18 protein-coding genes are annotated in these 22,952 nt (G+C 59.0%); 9 read left to right on the forward strand and 9 right to left on the reverse strand.

Annotated features, from left to right (window positions below; all coding sequences use genetic code 11):
- Positions 1–83 precede the first annotated feature (83 nt).
- A complete protein-coding gene (locus tag AC07UC_RS04335) occupies positions 84–1,262 on the forward strand; it encodes a restriction endonuclease (protein ID WP_494904260.1) in 1,179 nt (392 codons plus the stop codon).
- Here the strand turns inward: AC07UC_RS04335 and AC07UC_RS04340 are convergent.
- The 9 genes from AC07UC_RS04340 to AC07UC_RS04380 all read right to left on the reverse strand — a co-directional run bounded on the left by AC07UC_RS04340 (position 1,259) and on the right by AC07UC_RS04380 (position 13,671).
- Complete coding sequence (locus AC07UC_RS04340) at positions 1,259–3,340, reverse strand: AIPR family protein (RefSeq protein ID WP_494904262.1); 2,082 nt, start codon at positions 3,338–3,340, stop codon at positions 1,259–1,261. The genes AC07UC_RS04335 and AC07UC_RS04340 overlap by 4 nt on opposite strands.
- On the reverse strand, positions 3,337–4,314 hold the full coding sequence (locus tag AC07UC_RS04345; RefSeq protein ID WP_494904264.1) for a PD-(D/E)XK motif protein: 978 nt from the start codon (positions 4,312–4,314) through the stop codon (positions 3,337–3,339). The genes AC07UC_RS04340 and AC07UC_RS04345 overlap by 4 nt, the downstream gene beginning before the upstream one ends.
- Positions 4,311–7,085 carry a Z1 domain-containing protein gene (locus AC07UC_RS04350; protein ID WP_494904266.1) on the reverse strand — a complete coding sequence of 925 codons (2,775 nt, stop codon included), beginning with the start codon at positions 7,083–7,085 and terminating at the stop codon, positions 4,311–4,313. Before AC07UC_RS04350 ends, AC07UC_RS04345 begins: the two co-directional genes overlap by 4 nt.
- A complete protein-coding gene (locus tag AC07UC_RS04355; RefSeq protein ID WP_494904268.1) occupies positions 7,078–8,577 on the reverse strand; it encodes an ATP-binding protein in 1,500 nt (499 codons plus the stop codon). The genes AC07UC_RS04350 and AC07UC_RS04355 overlap by 8 nt, the downstream gene beginning before the upstream one ends.
- A 1-nt stretch (position 8,578) precedes the next feature.
- The gene (locus AC07UC_RS04360) at positions 8,579–10,072 is read right to left on the reverse strand and encodes a DNA cytosine methyltransferase (RefSeq protein ID WP_494904270.1); all 1,494 of its coding nucleotides are present in this window, start codon (positions 10,070–10,072) and stop codon (positions 8,579–8,581) included.
- Positions 10,069–10,476 carry a very short patch repair endonuclease gene (locus AC07UC_RS04365; RefSeq protein ID WP_494904272.1) on the reverse strand — a complete coding sequence of 136 codons (408 nt, stop codon included), beginning with the start codon at positions 10,474–10,476 and terminating at the stop codon, positions 10,069–10,071. Before AC07UC_RS04365 ends, AC07UC_RS04360 begins: the two co-directional genes overlap by 4 nt.
- Positions 10,477–10,973: 497 nt before the next feature.
- Positions 10,974–11,843, reverse strand: coding sequence for a hypothetical protein (locus AC07UC_RS04370; protein WP_494904274.1), 870 nt, complete (start codon positions 11,841–11,843; stop codon positions 10,974–10,976).
- A gap of 116 nt (positions 11,844–11,959) precedes the next feature.
- A complete protein-coding gene (locus tag AC07UC_RS04375; protein WP_494904276.1) occupies positions 11,960–12,427 on the reverse strand; it encodes a hypothetical protein in 468 nt (155 codons plus the stop codon).
- A gap of 290 nt (positions 12,428–12,717) precedes the next feature.
- The gene (locus tag AC07UC_RS04380) at positions 12,718–13,671 is read right to left on the reverse strand and encodes a DUF6615 family protein (RefSeq protein WP_494904278.1); all 954 of its coding nucleotides are present in this window, start codon (positions 13,669–13,671) and stop codon (positions 12,718–12,720) included.
- 1,051 nt (positions 13,672–14,722) lie between these two features.
- On the opposite strand from AC07UC_RS04380, the gene AC07UC_RS04385 reads away from it, so the two are divergent.
- From AC07UC_RS04385 to AC07UC_RS04420, 8 genes are all read left to right on the forward strand, one after another.
- Entirely contained in the window at positions 14,723–16,435 is a 1,713-nt protein-coding gene (locus AC07UC_RS04385) for a tyrosine-type recombinase/integrase (protein WP_494904280.1), read from the forward strand.
- A gap of 11 nt (positions 16,436–16,446) precedes the next feature.
- On the forward strand, positions 16,447–17,514 hold the full coding sequence (locus tag AC07UC_RS04390; RefSeq protein WP_494904282.1) for a tyrosine-type recombinase/integrase: 1,068 nt from the start codon (positions 16,447–16,449) through the stop codon (positions 17,512–17,514).
- A 653-nt stretch (positions 17,515–18,167) separates the two neighbouring features.
- Positions 18,168–18,566, forward strand: a complete 399-nt coding sequence (locus tag AC07UC_RS04395) for a hypothetical protein (protein WP_494904283.1) — start codon at positions 18,168–18,170, stop codon at positions 18,564–18,566.
- A gap of 632 nt (positions 18,567–19,198) precedes the next feature.
- Positions 19,199–20,239 carry an alpha/beta hydrolase gene (locus AC07UC_RS04400; RefSeq protein WP_494908892.1) on the forward strand — a complete coding sequence of 347 codons (1,041 nt, stop codon included), beginning with the start codon at positions 19,199–19,201 and terminating at the stop codon, positions 20,237–20,239.
- Positions 20,240–20,308: 69 nt separating this feature from the next.
- Positions 20,309–21,400, forward strand: a complete 1,092-nt coding sequence (locus AC07UC_RS04405) for an alpha/beta hydrolase (protein WP_494904284.1) — start codon at positions 20,309–20,311, stop codon at positions 21,398–21,400.
- Positions 21,401–21,467: 67 nt separating this feature from the next.
- On the forward strand, positions 21,468–21,905 hold the full coding sequence (locus AC07UC_RS04410; RefSeq protein WP_494904285.1) for a carboxymuconolactone decarboxylase family protein: 438 nt from the start codon (positions 21,468–21,470) through the stop codon (positions 21,903–21,905).
- The gene (locus tag AC07UC_RS04415) at positions 21,902–22,375 is read left to right on the forward strand and encodes a (R)-mandelonitrile lyase (RefSeq protein ID WP_494904287.1); all 474 of its coding nucleotides are present in this window, start codon (positions 21,902–21,904) and stop codon (positions 22,373–22,375) included. The genes AC07UC_RS04410 and AC07UC_RS04415 overlap by 4 nt, the downstream gene beginning before the upstream one ends.
- A gap of 90 nt (positions 22,376–22,465) precedes the next feature.
- The gene (locus AC07UC_RS04420) at positions 22,466–22,948 is read left to right on the forward strand and encodes a cytochrome P460 family protein (RefSeq protein ID WP_494904288.1); all 483 of its coding nucleotides are present in this window, start codon (positions 22,466–22,468) and stop codon (positions 22,946–22,948) included.
- Positions 22,949–22,952: the final 4 nt, after the last annotated feature.

Genomic DNA, 22,952 nt, shown 5'->3' on the forward strand with positions numbered 1-22,952 from the left:
GCCATTATTGGTTATGAAAATACAACAAGGCCTTCGTCTCGACTTCAGCAGCAAATGCCCCCAAAATCGCTTCAGGGGGAATCGTGAAAGTCGTTCCAGTTGATCAGCTATCCAGTTCCGATCTGCATGTAGACGCAATCTACCAGGGCGGCCGCAAAGGCAATGCGGGCGATGATCCGCTCCCTACGCTCATGCGCGTCGACAGTCAGGGCGGTTTTCGCTACCGCGGCAAGGTGAAGGGCAAGCTGGAGATGCTCGTGCTGATGACGAGCATGAACGATGCGGACTGGCCTGACGATCTTGATGCCGAGACGGGCATCTTTACCTACTACGGCGATAATAAGAAGCCGGGGCGCGACCTGCACGACACCGGGCGCGACGGCAACCTGATCCTGAAGACGATCTTCGAAGATTCTCGCTCGGGCGCCGAAGGACGAGGCGTTGTCCCGCCGATCTTCCTTTTTTCAAGCGTAGGCGTATCGCGCGATGTCAGATTTCTCGGATTGGCGGTGCCCGGCGCCAGCGATCTTGATGCCTCTGAGGAACTGGTCGCGATCTGGCGCAACGTCAAGGGCAGTAGATTCCAGAATTATCGGGCGCGTTTCACGGTTCTCGATGCGGCACAGATGTCGCGCGCATGGATCGACAGCATAGCTGCGAAACAGCCGAATCACGGGCTTGCTCCCGACGCCTGGAAGACATGGCGCAAGACAGGCAAGCGCAAGGCACTGATCGCAGCTCGTACCATGGAGTACCGTTCGCGGGCGGAGCAGCTGCCTGACGACAAGGACGGCCAAGCATTGATCGGCGCTGTCCGCGAGCATTTCAAGGGCCGTCCCCACGCCTTCGAGCATTGTGCCGCTGCACTTGCGCGACTGATGATTCCAGACATCGCGGGCCTGGACGTAACGCGACCATCGCGTGACGGAGGTCGAGATGCTGTAGGCCAGCTGCGTGTCGGTACCGGTCCGAGTGGTATCCTTATGAACTTCGCCCTTGAGGCGAAGTGCTACTCGCCGCCGACCGCTGTGGGGGTAAAGGACATGTCCCGGCTGATTTCCCGTCTGAGGCACCGGCAGTTCGGTGTTCTGGTCACCACGTCATGCGTTGATCTCCAGGCTTACAAGGAGATCAAGGAAGATCAGCACCCGATCCTGATCCTATCTGCCAAGGACATCGTAGAGCTGTTGCGAAGGAATGGCCGAGGCAGCCTGCCCGCCGTCAAGGCATGGCTCGAAGAGGAATTTCCGAAAGAAGCCTAACTGGCTTCAGCGGCCTGCTCGGTAAGGCCGGTTGCTACGATCCCCGCGCGGTCGACAGCGAACGCAGCTTCAAGTGCCGGCTTTGCCTGCTTCGGTGATGGCTTCTGTCCCCAGCCGCCAGCCGCATAGCTGGCAAGTGTCCGGCAGATCGCGGCCACGCGGTAGTGTACCACACCGGCGTTCTGACCTTTCTCCGCCACGTCGAGCCAGATCGCACCGTTGAGCTTCATGCACAGAGCTATGCGGTCATAGTCCGCGACGGAATGCGTCGTGCCCACGGGCGCGACCATAGAACCATCTTCAGCGCTCACCGCAGCATAGGACAGCTCTGGAGGAAGCGGGTCGCTGAGAGGCGGAAGCTGCTTCTGAATTTCCTGCCAGCATTCGTCCTTCTTGTACCACTCGCTGGGGTTCTTCTGACCGGCGGACGCGCGCATGGCGATATCCATCTGCGGGGCCCAGGTTTCAATGAGCTGTTCCAACTCCGGGCTGATGGCTTGGCGAGACCAGAGGCGGTTGAAGTCGATCCTGCCCCCGGTTCTGTGGGAGAGACCGGCCACGACATAGGCTGTGATCTGCGCTCCGTAGGCCGGAAACTTCATGCTTCGGACCTTCTTCTCGGTCGCGCGGTAGAGTACCGCCAGTGCAACCAGCCTTTTGAACCATGCGTCGCCGATAGGCCTCTGAGGCTCATCTTTGAGTAGCTGCATGAAGTGCTGGAAGTTCTTCTGGCCACCAAGGCAGACCCGGTATGGAAGTCCACCCCAGGCGGCGAGATAGCGGGCGACGTCCAGCTTGCTGAGACGCCTGTTCTTGGGCGTCTGCATGCGGAAGGCCTGCTGTTCCGTCTTGCGGTAGGCCGCCTTCTGTTCGGCTGCGATGTAGGAGCCGCGAGCCCTCTCATAGAACCAGCGGCCTTTGCCATCATCGAGCCACGTATTGTTAGCGATCGTCTCGATGTTCTGGTGGAAAGGATCGTTTGCCGAGAAATCGGCGAGTTGCACGGTGTTCTGGCGGTTGGCGGCCCGGGAAATGGAGGATACCATTTCGCCGAGGTCGGCACCGCCCACCTTGATGATCTTGATGGGAACCGAGACGTTGTCGAGGCTGAGACTTTCCTTGCGGCGCGCGCGGTGAAGGGATGCCGTCGTCTGGCCGCCATTCACGATCTGAAGTCCCCTCAAGGATGTGATTTCTGTTCCGCCAGCGCCGTTGTCGGCGAGTTCGAGGTCATCGACTGTTGCCACGATCCCGTTATTGAAGGCGAGGAACATGGACGGCTGTTCGACGATCGTGCGGCGCAGCTCGGCGTTGACGCTCTTCCTGCCCTGAAGGCCGAGAAATGCCCGGACGTTGAGTTCGAGCAGGCGCACACCGTAGCGCTCGTAGATTTTTGAAAGGGCCTCACCGGGTAGAACTGCAAGGTACGCGTCATAGCCGCCGTCATGGCTGGGCACATGGAGACAGGAAACGCCGTCGCCGGTAAGTGCCACAAGGTCTACCGTGATATCGGCCCGCGTTTCGCCTTCACCGAGGACGCGCTGAAGCCTGACGATATCATATGCCTCGAACAGGACCTCGCGATCCCGCCACTGCGTTGAGCCGGCCAGACTCCCGACGATGCAATCGGTGAGCAGGACCACGCGAATGACGGCCAGGTCCTTAGCCTGCGTTTCGATCAGGCGGGCCAGATCGCTTGCGTCTGTGTTTGACGGCTCCAAGTCCTTTGCCAAGCCGTTAACGCACGCATTGGCGAAACGAAGCGCGCGCTCGATGGCCTTTGTCACATCGGCAGTCGGCAGCTTCGCTGCCGGAAGCTCACCACTGTAAATGGTCGTGAACAGGTCAAGGCGCGAGCGCTCTTCGTCAAAGGCGTAGCCATCGATCCGATAGAGCGCGTTTTTAACACGGCCTTCCTGGTAGAGCGGAAACGTCGATTCCAGGTGTCCGGCATCTTCCAGTCGTTCAAGGACGAGACGAGTGAACACCTCCTGGGAGAAGGGTGCGTCGGTCGTGAGGCCTTCTTCGACCTCGGCGGCGATTTCTTGTGAGAATGCCGCTACTACGTCATCTGTCATGACGGGTCTCCTTGAACGAACGCTTCAAGGACGAGGGCCTTATCGGTGGCAAAGCCTGCGATGGCTCGCACTTCGAGCGAGTAGGTGGCGTCGGTAATGGCGACCGGAAGATTTGCACGGACCAAGCGTGGGAAGTTCTCCTGGACCTGGTAACTGTCGATAGCGCGGAGCTGAACCTTGGGCACGGCGCGTGCAACGTCGTCATCGGGCATCAGGCCACGACTGAGAAGCGCATTTTCGAAGGCACGGCGCCCTGTATCATTCGGCAGACGGGCTGAGACATCGGAGATGAAATCCCGGAGGGGCTTTCCTTCCGGGGTCTCAATCAGCCTGACATGCATGAGATCGAGGCGGCTGAGGCCGGAGGCATCAAGCTGGTCCAGAGCGGAAATTGTAATCGTCGATGAAGGTCCGAGCCCCGTCTTGATTTCTAGAGCATGGCCTTCGTCTACGAAGTCATGCAATCCGTCATTAGGCGCTTGCCAGGTCGAGAGGCCGTTAGCGCGGAATGTGAGTATCTGATCGAGAATGATGAGCTCTCCGATCAGGCCCACGGTTTCGAGTCTTGAGAGACCGTCGCGTCGATCGCGGAGGAACTGTCGCCAAGCGTCCAGGCGTGCGAGAAATTGATCCAGTGCATCAGCGCGGTTTGCCAGTGCTGCAGCACTCACCACGTCGGCACAGATTGTGGCGAAGAGATCGCGTCTGGAGCTGTCTTCGAGTGAAAGCACCAGGAATATGCCAGCCGTGTCGGGCACGAGGCTTAGGCGCATGCCGCCGAGTTCGAAGAGCGCATCCGGATTAAGTTCCGCCTGCAGCATCAGACACGGTGCATTGTCGGTGGCTCGCATCGCGGCCAGGACATCGAGAGGAACCTCAGTCGAAATCAATTTGGAACGATACTGACGCGAAACTGGCGCGCTTTTGGCGAGCGTATTCCAGGCTTTGTTCAGTGCGTCAAGCCAGCCGGTCATGAGACCTCGCGCTGACGGACGCTGTTGATCAGATACACGCGGTTGTCGGCCGCATCACTGTCCGGGAAGCTGACAACGATGCTGATTACGGGGCGTTCAGTCTTTTCGACCTGTGCCTTTACGGGATCGATGGGATAGATGATCAGCAGGCCGTTCTGCGGGCGCGCACCGCGGGCTTTGCGGATGAATTCACCAGAGGGGACATCCGTCGGCAGCTTGGTGCGTGTCAGCCGTTCGTTGTTTGTCATGGTCAGCGCAGAATCGAATTCCTCATCGGTAAGATCGATGGCCTGATCAAGCGGGCTGAGGGCGGTGCCGATAATAAAACGGTCGCCCGGCATGGGCTTGTCGTTTCTGGATTCCCGGGGTGAACGCAGGATGGACTTGATGCGGCGGTTACCGAGATCAACGGGCTCTTCATCACCGGTGGCGAGGTAGACAGTCCAGTCTGTAAGCTCAGCGGGGTTCATCGCCAGCTGATCGCTGATGTAAGTCCCCAGCTTCTTGCCATCGACTTGCTGGCTTTCCGGGGGGAAGGTCAGGTTTCTCAGGTAGGCAGCAATGTCCTGGCCCGAAACGCCCGACCACAGTGTGCCCGAGGCCCTCTTGTCACCCGGTCCCGGACGGCGTGGATTGTCCGTTCCGGTACCGAGTGCGACGAGGAAGTCATCGGTCACTGAGGCGTTGCGCTCAATAGTCGTTGCGTCCTGGAACATGACCGTCTGGACCTTGCCCTCACCGGCGTAGCTGCTCTGGTGAAGTTCGGCGTGACGCTGTTTGTTCTTCGCGGTGACTTCGAGAATGTCATGCACCGCGACCTTGAGGCCGAATTGCTTCGGCGTCGCGTTCGTGATGGACATCTCATAGAACTGGCCCCGCAGTTCCTTCTGCGCGGTCGCTACGTACCGGAACCAGTCTTCCATGTCTGAAGTCGTGAAGAGCCGGCACAGATCGGCGAACCCGCGGCGATAGCCGAACCAGCGTCCCATCTGCAGAAGACTGTCATACTGGCGCGAAATGCGCAGGAAATAGCTGACTGAGAGCCCTTCGAGCGTAAGTCCCCGAGAAAGCTTGTCACCGCCCACGGCGATGACGGAGTAGCCAGTCTTCTTGTAGGCGTCGTAGTCAATGTCGGCCTTCGTCTTGCCGTTGGCGGTGATGACCTGGATCTTGTCCGAGCTTTCCGGAAGCTCGGTCAGAACCTGTTCCCAGGTCACGGGCAATGTATTACGCCCATAGACCGTTGTTCTGACTTTTTCGGTCGTCGGCAGGTAGTCGAGTTCCCACACCGACTTGAGGCGCTGGAGTATTTCGCGGTCGCCGTTGGAAATCATGGCGCGAGCTTCGAAAAGGTACTTTTCTACCTGTCGGTGAACCTCGGAATGAACGTCGACGTATCGCGACACATGCACAAGCATCGAGTTGTGTTCGGTTTCCTGCCCTCTGGCGGCGCGTGCCGCGCAGGTGAGCAGGAAGGCGTCGATTGCTCTTTCCAGGCTTTTCGGAATGACATCCTGGCCGTTGAACAGGGGCTTTAGCGTCTTGTCGTGCTTTTCCGGTATCCAGTTTTCTTCGGTCTGCTCAAGCGGCCGGACAAGAGGCAGGCCAGGGTTGTCCGCATCATCGTTTGTACCGAAGACCGCGGCTGGGCCGAAATAGTCATCGGGCGGCGTGAGCGAAACGATGAAGGTCGAGGGGAAGAGGTCAGGGCCGAAATTCTTCGCCGATCGTTCGTCGTGGATGAAAATATTTGCAAACGGCGTTGCCGTGTAACCTACGTATACCCGGCGCTCGAAGGACATCAGCAGGCGACGGATTTCACCATTGACCCGTTTGGGCTCGTATTCTTCCTTGAACGTCCCGTCTTCCAGGAGCGGCTGGTCGCCCGTATCGACTGACGCCTGGTCGGATTCATCGTCGATGACGAGGACTGGGGCGGCCTTCGCAGGCCCCGGCAGACGCGAAATCCAGCCGTTGAGGTTCTCCAGCACCTTTGCGTTCTTCTTGACGACGAACACACAAGGCTGGTTGACGGGAGAGAAACTGAGCTGGTCGGCGATGCGCTGATTGAAGTCTCCGTTCGGGTCAGCCATCGTCAGGCTGTCGACTGTCAGCTGCGCGTTGAAATTACCAACGCCGATGATGCGCATCGGCTGGTTGGGCTGTCGGGTCCTCGGATTTGTATCGTAACCCAGGAAGTCGTTGTCGAAGCGCTTCTGCGTCTGCAGGCGCAGAATCTTATGCATGCCGGCTAGGACGATGATGATCCGGTAGCCGGCGTCTGCAGCGCGGTTGACGACGCCAGCATAGCTGGCGGTCTTTCCTGATTGCACGTCGCCCACGACAAGACCGCGCCAGTCCCAGCTGCCGGGCCGCTTGGGATCGTCCATTACTTCAAGGATTCTCGCAGTGCTGTCCTGCAGCTGCAGAATGGATTCTTCTGGCCATCCGTCTTCCTCAAGCTTGTTTAGGTAGCGCCGCATGAAATCTCCCGGCTGGCGTCGCTCGCCAACATACCAGGCGGCCGGTCGTAATGTGTCGATCAGCGAGAGCGCTGGCCCTTGTTCGGTGACAAAGATAGTCCAGAGCAAGCGCGTTGCCGCCTCAAGCTGTTCGGGGGAGATGATCTGCTTCGTGGTCAGGCTGAAGATGGGCGCATCCAGGCCGATGATCTTCGCGATGCTTTCGCGCGTGATCTCGTCGCCAACGTCCTTTTGAATCTGCAGAATTTTCCGCGCTCTCAGAGCGAGAGCCTCGACAACATCAGCCATGCCGACCCCCCAATCTTCTTGTCAGTTCCGTTCGCAGCTGTGTCAGGTCTCCCGGAAGATTGAGTAGAAGTGCATCGATGCGCTGGTCTGTCGTCATGGTGGCAGGCAGAGCCTTGCCGAGCTCGACGAGCGGTTCAGTCAGCTGAGCAATATCGTCGGCGTCAAGAGCAGGGACTTCGGCGCCTTCAGATTCCGACACGTCGAGCCAGATGCGTTCCACGGGAACGCTGCGCTCGATGATTGACAGTACGGCGTTAAGCGGGCGCAATCCGCCGGTCGCGGCCGCACGACATGCGACAACAACTGGATGATCCCGATTGATGCGGTACTGAATGCCTTTGGCGCTCGGTACAGCCAGCCAGACTGCGGGTACATCGTGGCGCGCGCCGCGATGATGGGGACCATGGCCGCGGAAAGCGAACACTTCTCGAGCTTCTTCGCGGGAGCGTCCTGCGATGGCAGTCAGTCGGGCACGTAGTGCGCCGGGCGGACGCGCCTGGGACTTGCGCACATCAATTCGCCAGTCGCGATCAAGCCCGGTGGGCAGGTCGACTTCGATGCGAGCGAGGCGGCTCGCTTCGTCGCGCGTCCAGGTTCGAACGCCGCCGAGACCGAGCCAGCTGCCTGCGACAAGCAGGCGCTTGCCGCGATAAACGTAAAAGCCCTGCCGTGCGCCCCAGCCACCAGGGCCGCCTGCGAGTTCATAGTCCCGATCGTTTTCGAAGCGGTCGCGGTGAGGAAGCACATAGGGTTTGACAGTGAACGACGCCCCCGCGTGGCGAATGCGTTCGGAGGGCATCTCCTGCGTTGAGGGGTGTGTTGTCTGGAAGGGGTCCCACGCCTTGATTGCGCGTCCGTTGAGCGTGATTGAAAGGCGCGACGCATCACCGCTGATGAAGCGGTGAAAGACCATGCCGAGATGCGCGCGGATTTCTTCGATGCGCAGATAGAAAGCTTCTTTCTGGAGGCCCGCGAGACCGCTCAGTTCGTCGATCCGGTCCCAGATGATGAGGGTGCCGGTCGGGCGCTGCGCGAGTTCCGCCACGAACGGATGTATCGGAAGCGGATCGGGTACGATCGCGATCCAGCCACGCGTGGCGATCGTGTCGACATCAAGTGTGATGGCACTAAGGGTCGCGTCGGCCTTGGTGATGACGGTCATTCGACGACACTGCGAGAGGGAGGCGGTCTTGAGCCCCATGCCGAACCGGCCGAGGTCGGATGCCTCACGGGGACTGTCGGGTCCCTGTCCGCCGAGTTTCAGTGCCTGGGCGAGGCGCTTTTCATCTATGCCTTTGCCGTCGTCGAGAATTGCGACGACTGGCGTTCCGTCATTCCATTGGAGGTCAATCTCGACGGAGCGAGCCTGCGCGGTGATGCTGTTGTCGATCAGATCGGCGAGCGCCGTTTCAGGCGAGTAACCCAGGCCTCTCAGCGACGTGATGAGGGCCGGTGCTTCCGGGGTAATCTCGATGATGCGTTCAGGCGACATGTCACGCCGCCTGCCGGTCAGAAGCCTCTTTATTCTTGCCGGTTCGACTGGTCAGCTGCTCTTTGAGGACGCGGGCAACTGCGAGGCCGAGTAGCGGCGGGACGGCATTGCCGATCTGACGGAAGGCAGCATTCATCGCGCCGGCAAAGACGAAACCGTCTGGAAACGACTGGAGCCGTGCTGCTTCGCGCACTGAGACAGTCCGCTTCTGCGTGCTGTCGTAGTGAATATGCGAGTAGGTGTCCTTCCCCATGTGCGCGGTCAATGTGCGAGAGGGCTTCGACGGATCAAGCTTCCACCACTTGTTCGGAAACTTCTCCGGATCATACGGCGGGACCACCTGCGCACGCAGATCCCTGTAGGCGTTCGACTCCTTGCTGATGTGTGTCAGCCCCTGGGCGATCAGTGCGTCCTGGAACATCTGTTCAGCAAGCGCGCGTGCCTGCGGATAGTCGGCGCCGTGCTTCATGCCCGCGAAGATCGGGAAGTCACGCGGGGTTAGGCGAATGAGGTGGCCGTTGGCGCCATCGGCGGTTTCGAAGCCGGGCCAGTTCCGCATTTTCAGTGCGTACGCCGACGGGCCGGTAGTCAGCTCCCGATAGGGCAGAACTTCCGAGAGCTTGCGGCGTCTTATGACGGCAGGATTGCTGGCGTGTTCCTTGATCCTCGGCAGGTCATCGAGCGCGGCTTTCACGCCGACGGCGTCGGCTAGGTCCGCCGAGGGGATATGGATTTCGTGGAAGCGGTGGCTTCCGGGGTCAACATGCTTAAGGGCTACACGACGAGAGCCTTCGTACCCGCGCGGCAGATCGAGGAAGTGCAGCGGTTCCGGAAATTTCGGTGCTTTGCCCAGGACATCGGCGAGTGCGACGATGAAGAGACGCTCCCGGACCTGGGGTACGCCGTAGTACGCCGCGTTGAGGATTGTGTAACCGGTGCGATATCCCGAGAACTCGAGGGTCTCGCAGATTTCCTCGGGCACGTTGTGACCACCGAAATTCAGAATGTCCGGCACATTTTCAATGAGAATGATCAGCGGCTGCGTGTCTTCGACGAATTTGAGGAAGCGGCGGTAGAGCGAAGCGCGCGGGTCTTTCTGAAACGCGTCTTCGTGGCCGGCAATCGAGCGTAGCTTGGAGCGCCCAATTCGCGCGAACGCTTGGCACGGCAGGCCGGCGGCAAGAACGTCGAAGGATTCTGAAGCTGATGTTTCGAACCCCAGATCCTTGACCAGCTTCGCGGCCGTTACATCTTCCATATCGCGCGGCTTCGACCAAGCGTCATCAGGCTCGCGGTCTCCGCCGAAATTAAACGCATAGCTTCGCGCGGCTTCAGCATCGAGTTCGATGTGCGCGGAAAGTTCGAAGCCGGCAGTCTTTAGTCCGAGTGATAGCCCCCCGCAACCCGAGCAGATTTCGAGTGCGCGCGGGGTCGCCCCGGTCTGCAGGCGAACGAGCTTGTTTCGGCGAATCTGCTGGTGGTCGGATGCGATCATGATTCCAAATATGCCTGGAGCTTCGATTTCAAGCCAGGCAGATCATCGACCTCGCATTCCCATACGACTGCAACCTTCCACCCCAACTCCTGAAGCTCCCCTAGCACGCGTTCATCGCGGGCAACGTTATCATTAAACTTTCCCAGCCAAAATTCAATGTTTGACTTGGGAGTATAGCAGCACTTGCAGCCTTCGTGGCGGTGCCAGAAGCAACCGTGGACGAAGACGACTGTATTTCGTGACGGAAAGACGAGGTCGGGCTTTCCCGGCAGATCTCGGTGATGGAGTCGGAAGCGATAGCCCATCGCATGGGCCAGCTTGCGAACGGCCATCTCGGGCTTCGTGTCCTTGCCTTTGATGCGGCCCATCATGGCCGACCGTGCTGCGGGTGTGACTATGTCCATGGCGTAGATGATAAACGAGATGCCCTGCGTCCTCGATAGAAAATCGACGCGCCGTTCTTAAGTTATAGAAACTTCTGCCGCAGGCGGCAGCCTTCTCTCAAACCGGGGGTGCCTGACGAGGTTCGAACGTACCGGCTGCTTCGAATGCAAACCTATGTCTGTTTTCCCGGCCTAGTCCCAAAAAGCTGCCAGTCCGCCTCCAGCCCAAAACTGGCTGGCGGCAATGCGCCTGGTCTCGGACATTGAGGTTGCGGCTTCCAAGTCCTGAAAGCTGCCATTTCCGACGCGACCACGTTGCAGGTCACGGTTGCGCCACAAGGAGACGCGATACCGTTGTCGCGGGAGAACCGAGCAGTTTCCGGGCAGGATTCTGCTCACCGACTGATTGAGCCAAGTCCCCTTCGCGCCCGCATTACGGCCGTTCAGAAGGTAGATCGGTAAGTCCTCAAGCCTGACGATCATCGAAGCGGCCAATAGCCCTTAGATGCGCGAGCTTTCTATTTCCGTAAGGGCTGGCGATCCCAGCCGCGGTCGGGTCTGCCGGTTGGCCGGTCGGTCCGAGGATGACCCAACCGAATCTGGACGATCCTGCCTTCGCGACGGCGCTTTTGCCAAGAAAGGAAGATGCGCGAGGTCCGCCCCTTGCCGATCAAGTCGATCATGTCGGGACGTGCTATTTCCGCTTCGGGAAGCGCCTCCTCAGCAGGCAGGTCAATGTTGAAGACCAGGGCAATGCCATGCATCCGGACTAGAAGCCCGGAAAGCCGCCGGCTCTTCTCATCGACGATCGGCCCGATCGAAACCGCGCGCCGGCCGACTAGGTCCTCATGTGCATCCTGTGTCAGGGGCAGGCTGAGCGTCATGAAGCTGCGCGGACTCTGCGAGGACAGCTCCGTCACGATTCGATCCATCGGCGGCCCGAAATCACGAAACCGGTGATCGGGTGTCGTGAAATCGATCTGCGAGGCGTAGAGACTGGCAAGTGTCTTCATCGCCCACAGTTCCAGTCCGTCGCCGGAGGTCATGAAGAATCGGCTTCTGCTCGACAGCGAACGCCGCTGCGCGTGCTTCAGCCCCTGCTCAAGCGCTAGGAAGAACCGGATCGCGTGTGCGTCGAGCGGCGACAATGCGCTGTTGTGACGGCGACACAGGATGCGCGCGACGAGATTGTCGGGGGAATAATGCGCAACCTCTTCACGCTGCCAGGGCATGCCGCGCACCCTGAGTTCCGGACCGCCTATCAAGCCGCGCGAGATATAGTGCTCGCGGCTGAGTCCGCCATTACAGTCCGCGGTCGCCGCCATATAGCAGCCGCTCTGCGCTTCGCCGGTCACCGGCGCGGGCGGGACGAGATCGCCGAGGACCATTGCTGGCCAGCCATCACCACCGAGGCAACAGTTGGCGAAGCTCGACCCGCTGTCGCATGGGCAGGGATCGTCTCGCTTCCAGGGGAACCCGAACCCGTCTGTTGGGGGCCTCGCCATCAGTAATAACCGATATAGTCGGCCTGCATACCGCCGAGCTCGGCCAGTTCTTCGAGCACGGTGATACAAAGCGGCAGCAGCAGCCGTATCCGTTCGGAATCGTCCCAATAGGCACTTCCATGCTTGCCGCCGTGGAACAGGTTGTTGCGCACCGTCTTTAGCAGCAATGTGACGCGGTCGAGCTGCGAGGCGCTGTCCTTGAAAGTCACATCGGTGAACGTCAGCCCGGCATCGCCGATGATCTGCTTCTGCGGGTTGGCGACGACGAGGCGTCCGGCGGCATCGGACGGAGCATAGTCTCCGCTATACGCTTCGACGAAACCCTTCCAGTCCGCCAGCGCAGTCGCGCCGACCGTTTTGGACTGGAGCCAGTTATTCTCTTTTAGGGCGGACTCGAACCGCGAAAACCAGAAGAAGAAGTCTAAAATCAGCGGCCGCAGATCTTCCTCCACCTCTTCGTGGCGCATGATGTTCCCCCGAAACTAAGCCTGCCAGACTGTCGGTGCGATCGGATCATGTTGACGACGGTTGGGACGATTATGCAAGTCCGCAGAGTGAAGCTTCTCGACGAGACAACCGCGCTCGACGCGATCCGCATGCTGATGGCTGAGGCGGGCAGGGCACGTCTCGCGGTTGCGTTTTGGGGCAAAGGTTCCCGACCGTCCGGGGACGGTCGACGAGGATCAGCGCGAGCAGGTTGAAGCGCGGAGCGTCCCTCCGCCTCGGGACGCCGGTAGATCTTGCCATGCGGTTGCGGTTAGTTGCCGGCGGGACGACCCCTTCTACGACGCACGGCGGCGCGAGCCTGATCAAAGCTCGGGTCCTCGCGCGTCAGCGGCGTGCTGAGGATGACCCTCGGCCGTTGCAGAGTGGCGCGGTCCTTGTCGGTCACCTCGCCAGCAATCGCCCGGCGAATGCTGTCGGGAAGTTCCCCTGACGGACGGACCTGGAAATCCGCGTCGGCGGCACGGGCGGCCTCGCCGCGGATCAGATTGATGCGCTCGGCGACAAGGTCCGGATGGAAGGCGATTGACAGATATCTGAGCTCCCGGAATCCGCTAGGCAGGAGGAACTCGGTTGCGGGATCCGCCGCCGGTGACGGCGGCGAGGGCAGGTCAACCACCGGCCAGCACAGAAGATCTGACAGCGACATGAAGCCCGACCGCCATCGGCTGACCTTCTTCTCCTTCCGCTTGCAGCCGCCGGCGACGATGCCGACGACATCGCGCGCAAGCCGGATGTTGATGCCTTCGATCGCCGGGAGGGCTCCTGCCGCTCGCTGCAGCGCCGACTGAGGATGATAGAACATGTAGAGTGGAAGCGTGGCCATGCCGTCGGGCGATGTCGCAGCATGGTTCACCAGCGTCTGAATCTGACTCCCTTTCGGCGCGCCATGATCGAGATGATCGTAATACCAGTAGCTTGAGCCATCCTTGAGCTTCTGTTCCTTACAGCGCTTCGACTGGATCATCAGGCGCAGATAGCTACCGCCACCAACCTCATGCGGTGCTGCATAGATCCAGTCCATGTCCGCGCCCGTGACCTTCTCATCGGGGAAGTCGACGCGGACGCCGAGCGGCTGGAGCGGCATGAGACCCATCATCAGCAGATCGGTCGCGGTCTCCTCGCGGAAGTTGCGGGTAAGATAACGGTCGCGCTCGAGGAGTTGAGCAAGGTCGCACGGAAAGCGGTTGGCAAACTCACAGAGCATCAGTCACTACCCCTTCTCACCGACCGCTATTGCCGACTCCCAAAGAGGATCTGATGCGGCTTGACAAGATGGCGAAATAAACTGCTTAGCTCCAACTGGCAATTTTCCTTGCCAGCTCCCGGATTCGCCAGCTGTATTGCACCGCAGTAGTCCGCTTTCCTGTCCGCGCGCAAACGAGGCTGCCCAGCAGCTAACGGCCCGATTCCGGTCATTGTATTATTTGCGCCGATTAGTCACTTGGGCGCAAACAGGATAGAGAAAACGACCTAGTCACAGAAGGGCTGGGGACCCTACGAATCCACCATAGAGTCGCAAAAACAGCTGAACTCAGAACTTCGAACGTTCGCCTGCTGCCGGCGAAGTGGCTGAGATAACCCCAGCGTCGAGTGGCGCTGCTTGGGATCGTGGAAGCGGTCGCTCGTATACTGGCTCCGGCCTGATCGGAATGATGCAGCAGACTGTCCAACTTACCTCACCAAAGCAAGAGCCGGAGCAGCGAGTAGCTTTCAACAAACGCGAGCGCGCCCGCGACCGACCATGCCTGGCTGGTGTCGAAGCCCAAAAAATCATGGCAGGGGACCCCAGGAATCCTGTGACATGGAGCTTGTTAGTACGGTGAGTTATGACAACTCCGTGCATAGTTTCGCCGGACGGCCCGAGGATTTGATGACCTGAATAAGCATCGCGCGTGTACTCGTGGCTACCGCTTAGTTTTTTCGGTATGTAATAGAGAATTGGCCGCAGTTTATAATTTGTGTTAACTTGCCTTAACCAAATTTCAGTAAGGTAAATGGTCGAATGACGACTTTTACCTTAACATAATATTCAATTTGACTTGGATGCCTTGCCGAGTGAATTTGCCTCGGCTGCAGGACACCGCAGCGCGGAGCGAAATGCAGGCAAACAGCGGAGCTCGCCGGTGACGCTTGTGGGGAATGACTTTCTACGATGAGTTTGTGTGTTTCGTAGAAAGAGGTGTTCCCGAAATTCGCTCCTTCAACGACACGTTTGGGAACTGAACGTGCACCCCAACTGAAGGAGAGAAATGACCATGAATCAATTCACTGTTATTATCCCGACCCTTGCGGATGTCGTCGCAACTACCATCGACTGCCGTGACCTCCCGCCAGAAAAGCGCGAGGCAGTAACATCGGCACTTCGCGCCGTAGAAAAATGGTCTGGCAAAAGCCTCAAGGATATTGGTGCCACCGTGCCGGACCTTGCAGCTCTGTTCGAGACAATCAAACCCGCGGCCTTGGGGATCAGGCCCAAGACACTGGCCAATACAAAGAGCCTTTGCCTCAAAGCGCTGACTATCAGCGAATTGGCGCCAGGCCTAGTTCAGACCGTGTCTCGCGGCAGGCCCAAGCACGCGGCTTGGGTATCCGTCTACGGTGCGTTGACGACCAATGCCCAACGGAATGGGCTCTCACGCCTCATGAATTGGTGCAACCGGAATGGAGTGACCCCCGAAGCGGTGGACGATCCAATCATCGACCGCGTCATGGCCGAAATGGCTGCCAGCTCTCTTCGACCAAAACAGTATCATGTTCGACGCGCGACGACCAAATATTGGAACGAAGTGGTCGATAAATTCCCAGACAGGGGATTGCAAAAAGTCACCGTGCCGCCATCGCGACTGCGCCTGACCCGGATACCACTTTCTGAGTTTCCGCAGTCCTTTCTGGCTGACTGGAATGCGTATGCGAAGTGGGCCCATGGCGAGGACGTGTTCGCCGACGACGCTCGCCCCGTGCGTCTGAAGCAGTCTTCGCTCGATGTAGCGTTGCGGCGCGTCCATCTGGCCGCGAATGCTTTGGTGGAGACCGGCATCCAGCCTTCCTCGATTCGCAGGCTCGCGGACCTGGTCACGATCGAAGCGTTTCGCAGCATTTTGCGGCGTCGCTATGAAGTGGCTGAGGGCAAGCCGACGTATGACAACTTCGGCATGACTATGAACCTGCTGCAGATTGCAAGCGAATGGGTGAAAGTCGATGCCGAGACACTGGCTGAGCTCAAGCGTTTGAAAAACAAAATGCCGAAGGTTGCGTTTGGGATGACACGGAAGAACAAACTTCTGATCACCCAGTTCGACCAAGGCACACTCAGGGACCGCCTGCTCACTGCCCCTGATCGCATGTGGCGGGAAGTACGGGCGAGCACTAAAAACAACCGGCTCAGGCTTGCCGAAGCGCAGGCCGCACTAGGCATCAATATCTTGATGTACCTGCCGGTGCGACTTGGCAACCTTTGTGTGCTCGCCTTCGATCAGCATCTTGTCATCCGGGAAGGTGGAACTTCAACACTCACTCTCTCGGCCGATGAAACCAAGACAGGAGCCGCTGTGGAATACGAGCTCCCGCCAACCCTGGTGGAGCGATTGGTCGAGTATCGAGAGGTCATTGCGCCGAGCGTGCTCGGTAATAGGCCAAAATTCTTGTTCTGCAACGTTGATGGAGACCTGAAAGGATTGGCGAACGCTCGCTATCTTATTGAGCGCTACCTCAAGCTGTACGTTGGCATCCACATGAACCCGCATGCGTTCCGGCATTTGGCAGCGAAGTTCATTCTCGACAACAACCCCAGTGCGCATGTCGTTGTCCAGCATTTGCTTGGACACAAATCGCTGGCGACGACGGCGACCTTCTATGCCGGCGTCGACACTGTTCGCGCTGGGCGCCATCATCAAGCTCTGCTCGGGCAGGCTCTTGCTGCGCGCAACGCAACCAGATCCGCCAGCAAAGCTAACCGTCCGGCGCCATAAGGGAGGCAGAGATGACAAAACACTTGAATTTTGCTCTCCCATTTGGCTCATGGCCTGAGCAAGACCGCCAAAGATGGGCTGCTTGCTTTACCAGCGTTGATATCTTCGACGACACACCGGGATCTCACCTATCCCATGCAACACGACAGGGACGTCGGGCCGCCTATGGTCATTGGCTCGGCTTCCTGAGTCTCCTGGAGCCGGAATGTCTGGAATGCCCAGCGCAGGACCGGCTTACGGGAAAACGCATTGAGGATTACGTGGCATATCTGCGCGAGAACTGCCGCGACACAACAATCGCGCATCAGCTCGCTCGTCTCTTCTATACGGCCCGCGCCATGTATCCTGAGGCGGATTGGGATTGGCTATATCGCCTTGCTCGCCGAATAAACCGGTCTGCAGAACCGATAAAGCATCCAGTAGTGCTGAGCAGCGATCTCTATGCCCTCGGCCTACGGCTGATGGACAAGGCGAAAGCCAAGGTTGAGCGTGCTGCGTTCGTAACCAAAAGTGCGGCGGTGATGTACCGTGATGGGCTTTTGATCGCGACGCTTGTCGAGGCCCCGATGCGTCGGCGTGCCTTTTCACAGCTACGGATCCAAGAGCACCTTCGCAAGGTCGGCGAGCTCTGGGAAATCACCGTGCCGGACGGCCTCACCAAAACCCATAGGGGTCAAGAGTATTTGCTGTCGGAGCGGTTGTCGAAAGCAATGGATGTTTATCTCGATCACTTTCGCATCACCTTCCCAAGCGCAGTAGATCACGACTGGCTTTGGACCCACATCCGACGACCGATGACCGACAAGATGATCCGGCGACGTACTTTCCGTTGGACGCATGGCGCGCTTGGCGTGGCTGTTAGCCCGCATCGATTTCGCAATGCGGTTGCGAACTTCATTTTGGCAGCCGATCCTCAAAATGTCAGAGTCACCAAGGACCTGTTGGGCCATGCCTCCTTCGCTATGACGGAGAAGCACTACATCGATGCTGCACACAGCCGCCTCGCGGGAAAGCGCCTTCATGCAATCCTAACCGCAATGGAGCGCGAGGCGAGAATGGCGGGAGGCGGCCATGCGTAGCTGCAGCACCTGTCGCTTGGCGATTTGCGTGGACTGCTTTTTCGCTATGCAAAGCCGCTCCACCCATCGAAATCAAGACGTCTACTGCTCCCACGATCTTGCGAGCAAATCTGGAGAAATGTCGTTGCGTCGACCAAGTCATCTGAAAACAAAGATAAACTCGAGGATTGCCGTTATTGAACTGCGGAGCCTCCTTGTTGCTGATGCTCCAATAGGTATTCGCCAACGAGAGGATCTGATCCGCAGAGCATGTGGCCTCGCGCGAACTCCTGAGAAGGAGGATTGGGCTTACGCAACACTTACTGATTTGGTCAAAGAACGATTTGCGCGCAACCCGGAGACTTTTCAGCCATCGCCGGCAACGGACGAAGCCCTCCTGCTTCTTTCGATGCTTCAGGAAGGGAGTCTTTAAGTCCGCGCCAACATGGACGCGTGACAACGGAGATATGGCGTGAGTGACACTGACTTAACGTGAGCCGTCTCGCAAAATAGCGTGACGGCTCTTTCGCTTTCAGCTATTATCTTCCGCGACGATCACTGCGGGGCAGTGCGTCGACAACCTCCAAGAACTCAACTCTGAATGGCCTAGATTTCGGGAGCGGGATTTCCGCTCGACCGAACACTTTGCCGGTTAATAAATTAAGGAAACTGCTATGGAAGCAACAGTATGCTCCGAAGAATACACCGATGAGCAGACCGAAATTCTCACCCGCGCAGGTGTGTCTCGGCCGCAGGAATTAACTGACGTGATGCAGCGCTTGAACTTTGCAAATTCGGGCAAACCGGTCGAAGAGAAAAATCCTGTTGACGACTTCCGACTGCGTCTCAGCCCCAATCGTCTTGAAGCTGCAGATATGCTGCCGGCCGAACGGCTTCGTCTGCAGTATTTGCTCGATGACGTCTCCCTGTCCCGATTCGAGCGATCAAGCGAAAGTCAGGTAAAAACCCATTCCGACGTTGATTACGTTTGCGCGTTGCGGGCAGTCTTGCCTTTCCTTGATAATGAATCGGCTATCATCGTGGAGCGCATTATTCCCCACTTTGACCGCTGACGGTGAAGGTGGGAGTTCGTATAGGGCGGCTTCAGATATTCGCTTTCGCGGTATGTTCTCGACCAAAAGTGTCGGAGAGACTTCGTGAGTATGGAATCATTTGCCAGACCTACCGCTCAGGCTGAATCGCGCCTTGTCCAATGCCGCGTGTTATCATCGCGTGTCAATGGAGGACAATGACGATCCGACGAAGGCGGGAGATTTGTCCTTCAGGCGACGGCAAGCCAATCTCTACTGCCGATACGCGGCGCAAAGTGTCGATCACCTCTCGGCAGATTGAGTTCGGCACCAACCGCGAACCTGGCGTTTCACCGGAAGCCGAATTGGCCTGCCAGGAGGCGAACGGCAGCTTTGCGCCCAATGTCGGTCATTCCGGCCGACTTGGCCGCCTACCGAAAGCGGACATTGCTGTTGCGCGTCGACGGCCGATCTCTCGCAGGGAGAGCTGACACCAAGCATCACCCATATCGAAGCGAAGCAATGGAATTATGAAGCTGAACTTAAAGACGCATACGAATATCGGCGTCTAATCAAGCAATCCAGTTCGGCCTACCCTTCTCGACAACAAATGGATCGAGTTGGAGGACACCGTGAGTTTGCTGAATCAGTACGTTGCGTCATTGCTGGCTGCAGTGGCCGTATTGGGCCCCGCAGGCGCCCTGGCCGATCAAAAGGGGAAGCCGGAGCCGCTGACGATCCAGGAGCAGGGCAGCTTCTCTGTGGGCGGCAAGGTGGTGAGCACGCCTGGAACCTACAATAACAACAAGCCGAGCTCTGAAGGCCAGACCTTCCACGGCGATCACCTCTATGCCTTCTATCAGGTTCCGCTGAACCCCAGGCCACTGCCCATCGTCATGCTGCACGGCGCCTACGAGTCGGGCCGCAGTTGGGAAACCACCCCGGATGGCCGCGAGGGATTTCAGACCATCTTCCTGCGCCGGCATTTCCCGATCTACATCGTCGATCAGCCCCGCCGCGGCCGAGCCGGTAACAGTACTGTCGCCACCACGATCGAGCCGACGCCCTACGACCAGCTCTTCTTCGATCAGTTCCGGATGGGCAAGTGGCCGAACTTCTTCGACAACGTCCAGTTCAGTCGCGACCCGGCGGCATTGGATCAGTTCTTCCAGGCTGTCACGCCCAACACCGGACCTTATGATGCAGGCGTGATTTCGGATGCGCTGGCGGCGCTGTTCGACAAGATCGGCCCTGCCATTCTCTTCAGCCACTCGCAGGGCGGCGAGCCGGGCTGGCTGACCGCGATCAAGAGCCGGAACGTCAAGGGCATCGTCGCTCTTGAGCCAGGCAGCGGCTTCATCTTCCCCGAAGGCGAACTGCCCGAGGAAATGCCGAGCGCGGCGGGTACGTTGAAACCCGGAGCGGTGCCGCTCGCTGATTTCGAGAAGCTCACCCGCATCCCGATCGTCATCCTTTACGGCGACAACTTTCCGACCGAGCCGACCAAGGAGCGCGGACAGGACAATTGGCGCGTGCGGCTGGCCATGGCCAAGCTCTGGGTCGAAGCCATCAACAGACATGGCGGCGACGCCAAGCTCGTGCATCTCCCGGACATCGGCATTCGCGGCAACACGCACTTCCTGATGTGGGATCTGAACAACGTCCAGATCGCCGACCAGATCTCGAAGTTCCTTGGCGAGAAGAAGTTGGACTGACGCGCTCCGCGCGGCCTCTCGCGACGTCGTGCGCGCCCATCATACGCAACGCCAGGAAAGGAGACCGAAATGAGCGAAAAAACCATCAACCAGAGACGGCGCGAGTTCCTCGGAGCCTCCGTGCTCGGTCTCGCAAGTGCAATAATAGGAGTTCCAGCAATGGCAAACGCAGCAGAGTCCAAGATCGATGGGTTCACTCCGGTCTACCGGGGGGCGATCACGCAAAATGAGCCAGGCAAGGTCAACGTCCACCCGGTCACGTACAAGCTCCACGGCCTCGACATCGCCGCCAACGTCTACACTCCGGCGAACTACGACCCGCAGAAGAAATATCCTGCGATCGTCGTGGCGCACCCGAACGGCGGCGTGAAGGAACAGACAGCGGGCCTCTATGCCCAGCATCTGGCGGAACAGGGCTTTGTCACGATCGCAATGGACGCCGCCTATCAGGGTGCAAGCGGCGGCGAGCCGCGCAGCGTGGACAAACCCACAAACCGCATTGAAGACATCCACGGCGCGGCGGACTTCATTACCCAGTATCCTGGCGTCGATGCGGATCGGCTCGGCCTGCTCGGCATCTGCGGCGGCGGCGGATACTCGCTGGCAGCGGCGAAGACCGACAAGCGCTTCAAGGCTGTCGCGACGCTGAGCATGTTCAATTCGGGGCGTGTTCGCCGCAACGGCTTCGCGGATTCGCAGCTCAAGACGATCCAGGAGCGCCTGCGGCAGGCTTCGGCCGCTCGCGCCCAGGAAGTGGCCGGGGGAAAGATCCTCTATTCCGGCGATGCCGACATGACGGATGCGCAGATCGCGGCGCTGCCGTTCGAGATGTACCGGGAGGGATACCAATATTACTGGCGCACGCACGCGCACGCCGGCTCGACCTTCAGATACACCACCAGTAGCTTGCTGGACCTGATGCGCTGGGACGCCACCGACCAGATCGAGTTGATCGACCAGCCGCTGCTGATGATCGCCGGCAGCAAGGCCGACAGTCTTTACATGACCGAGGATGCGTTCCCCAAGGCTACCGGGACGACGGACAAGGAGCTGTTCAAGATCGAGGGCGCGACTCACATCCAGACCTATTGGGTTCCCGAATATGTCAAAGCCGCCATGAGCAAGCTCGCGCCGTTCTTCGCGCGGGCCCTCGTTTCCTGACCGATCGAGACGTGGCGTCCAAGCCATGGCCTAGGCGCCACTTACCGCCAACCGAGGAGTCGCAACATTGAAGATACTCACCCGAAACCTGCTCGTCGCAGCCAGCCTCATGCTTACCGGAGGAATTGCCACCATGGCCAACGCCCAAAACCAGAATCCCGCCGCGGCCGATGCAACGGCCAAACAACCTTCGCGTGCGCAGCAGCTCTATGGCGACATCGCGCCGAAGATGGTCGAACTGACCGACAATGTGCTCTATGGCGACATCTGGGAGCGTCCTGGCCTCTCCAAGCGTGACCGCAGCCTTGTTACCATCACGGCCCTGATCGCCCTCAATCGGCCCGATCAGCTTCGATCTCATATCAATATCGGCCTTCAAAACGGCCTGACCAAGGATGAGATCGTCGAGGCCATCACCCACATGGCCTTTTACTCAGGTTGGCCGAGCGCGGTGTCGTCTCTCGCGATCGCCAAAGAGGTCTTTCAAGACAAAGGCGCTAAATGAAGTCCTATGCCGCAGCCATCCTTTCCCTCGCCGTGCTCGCGTCGTCCGCCTCAGCCGGGTCAAATCAGATGATCACCGTTACACATCCCGACACACAACCATCCTCCTTCGGACCGGTCGACAATTTCACCGGGCGGGTGCGTGTCGACTCGCGCTTCAAGGGAAGTGGCGAGGCCCGGATAAGCGGTGCGACGGTCACTTTCGAGCCGGGCGCGCGGACCGCCTGGCACACGCACCCACTCGGTCAGACGTTGATCGTCACTGCGGGTGTCGGCCTCGTGCAGGAGTGGGGCGGTCCCGTTCAGGAAATCAGGCCCGGCGACATCGTCTGGATCCCGCCCGACGTGAAGCATTGGCATGGCGCCAGCCCAACCGTTGGAATGAGCCATATCGCTTTCTCCGAAGCGCTCAACGGGAAGACCGTCGAGTGGATGGAGAAGGTTTCAGACGAGCAGTACGGACGCCGCTGATCTGCCAATCGAAGTGAACCGCTGCAGACCGTGAGCGCGGCGGCCGGCCGTCGAGCCCATTCATTCCTCGAATTTGAGGCGAGCTTGTTGATGAAGAAATTCGCATATCCTGTCGCATTGAGCGCTCTTGCCACCTGCGCTGTCTCCTTGATCGGCTGGCAGGTCCATGCCGAACCCAACCGCGTCCAGTTTCCCAACCTCGACCAGTTGGTGCACTACACGACGGTCAGGCGTGGCAATGTGATGGAGCACATCATGACCACGCCCGCGGCTATTGCAGCCGTCGAGAGCGGCAAGCCGATCCCTGCGGGCACGCATTTCGTGCTGGTCGACCATCGCGACGGCGAACTCTATCGCTACTTCGTCATGGAGAAGGGCGAAGGCTTCGGCGCCGACTATGACGAGAGCCGCCGCACCGGTGACTGGCAGTTCCAGTGGTTCTGGCCGGACAAGTCGATCAACACGAGCGAAAACACGGCACGCTGTCAATCCTGTCATCGTGGCCAGGAAGCCAGCGATTACCTCTATACGGCTTATCGCATCCCCGGGTTCAACGGCATTCCGGTCGAGTAGGAGG

This window comes from Mesorhizobium sp. GW821-FHT04C10, from assembly GCF_059420305.1.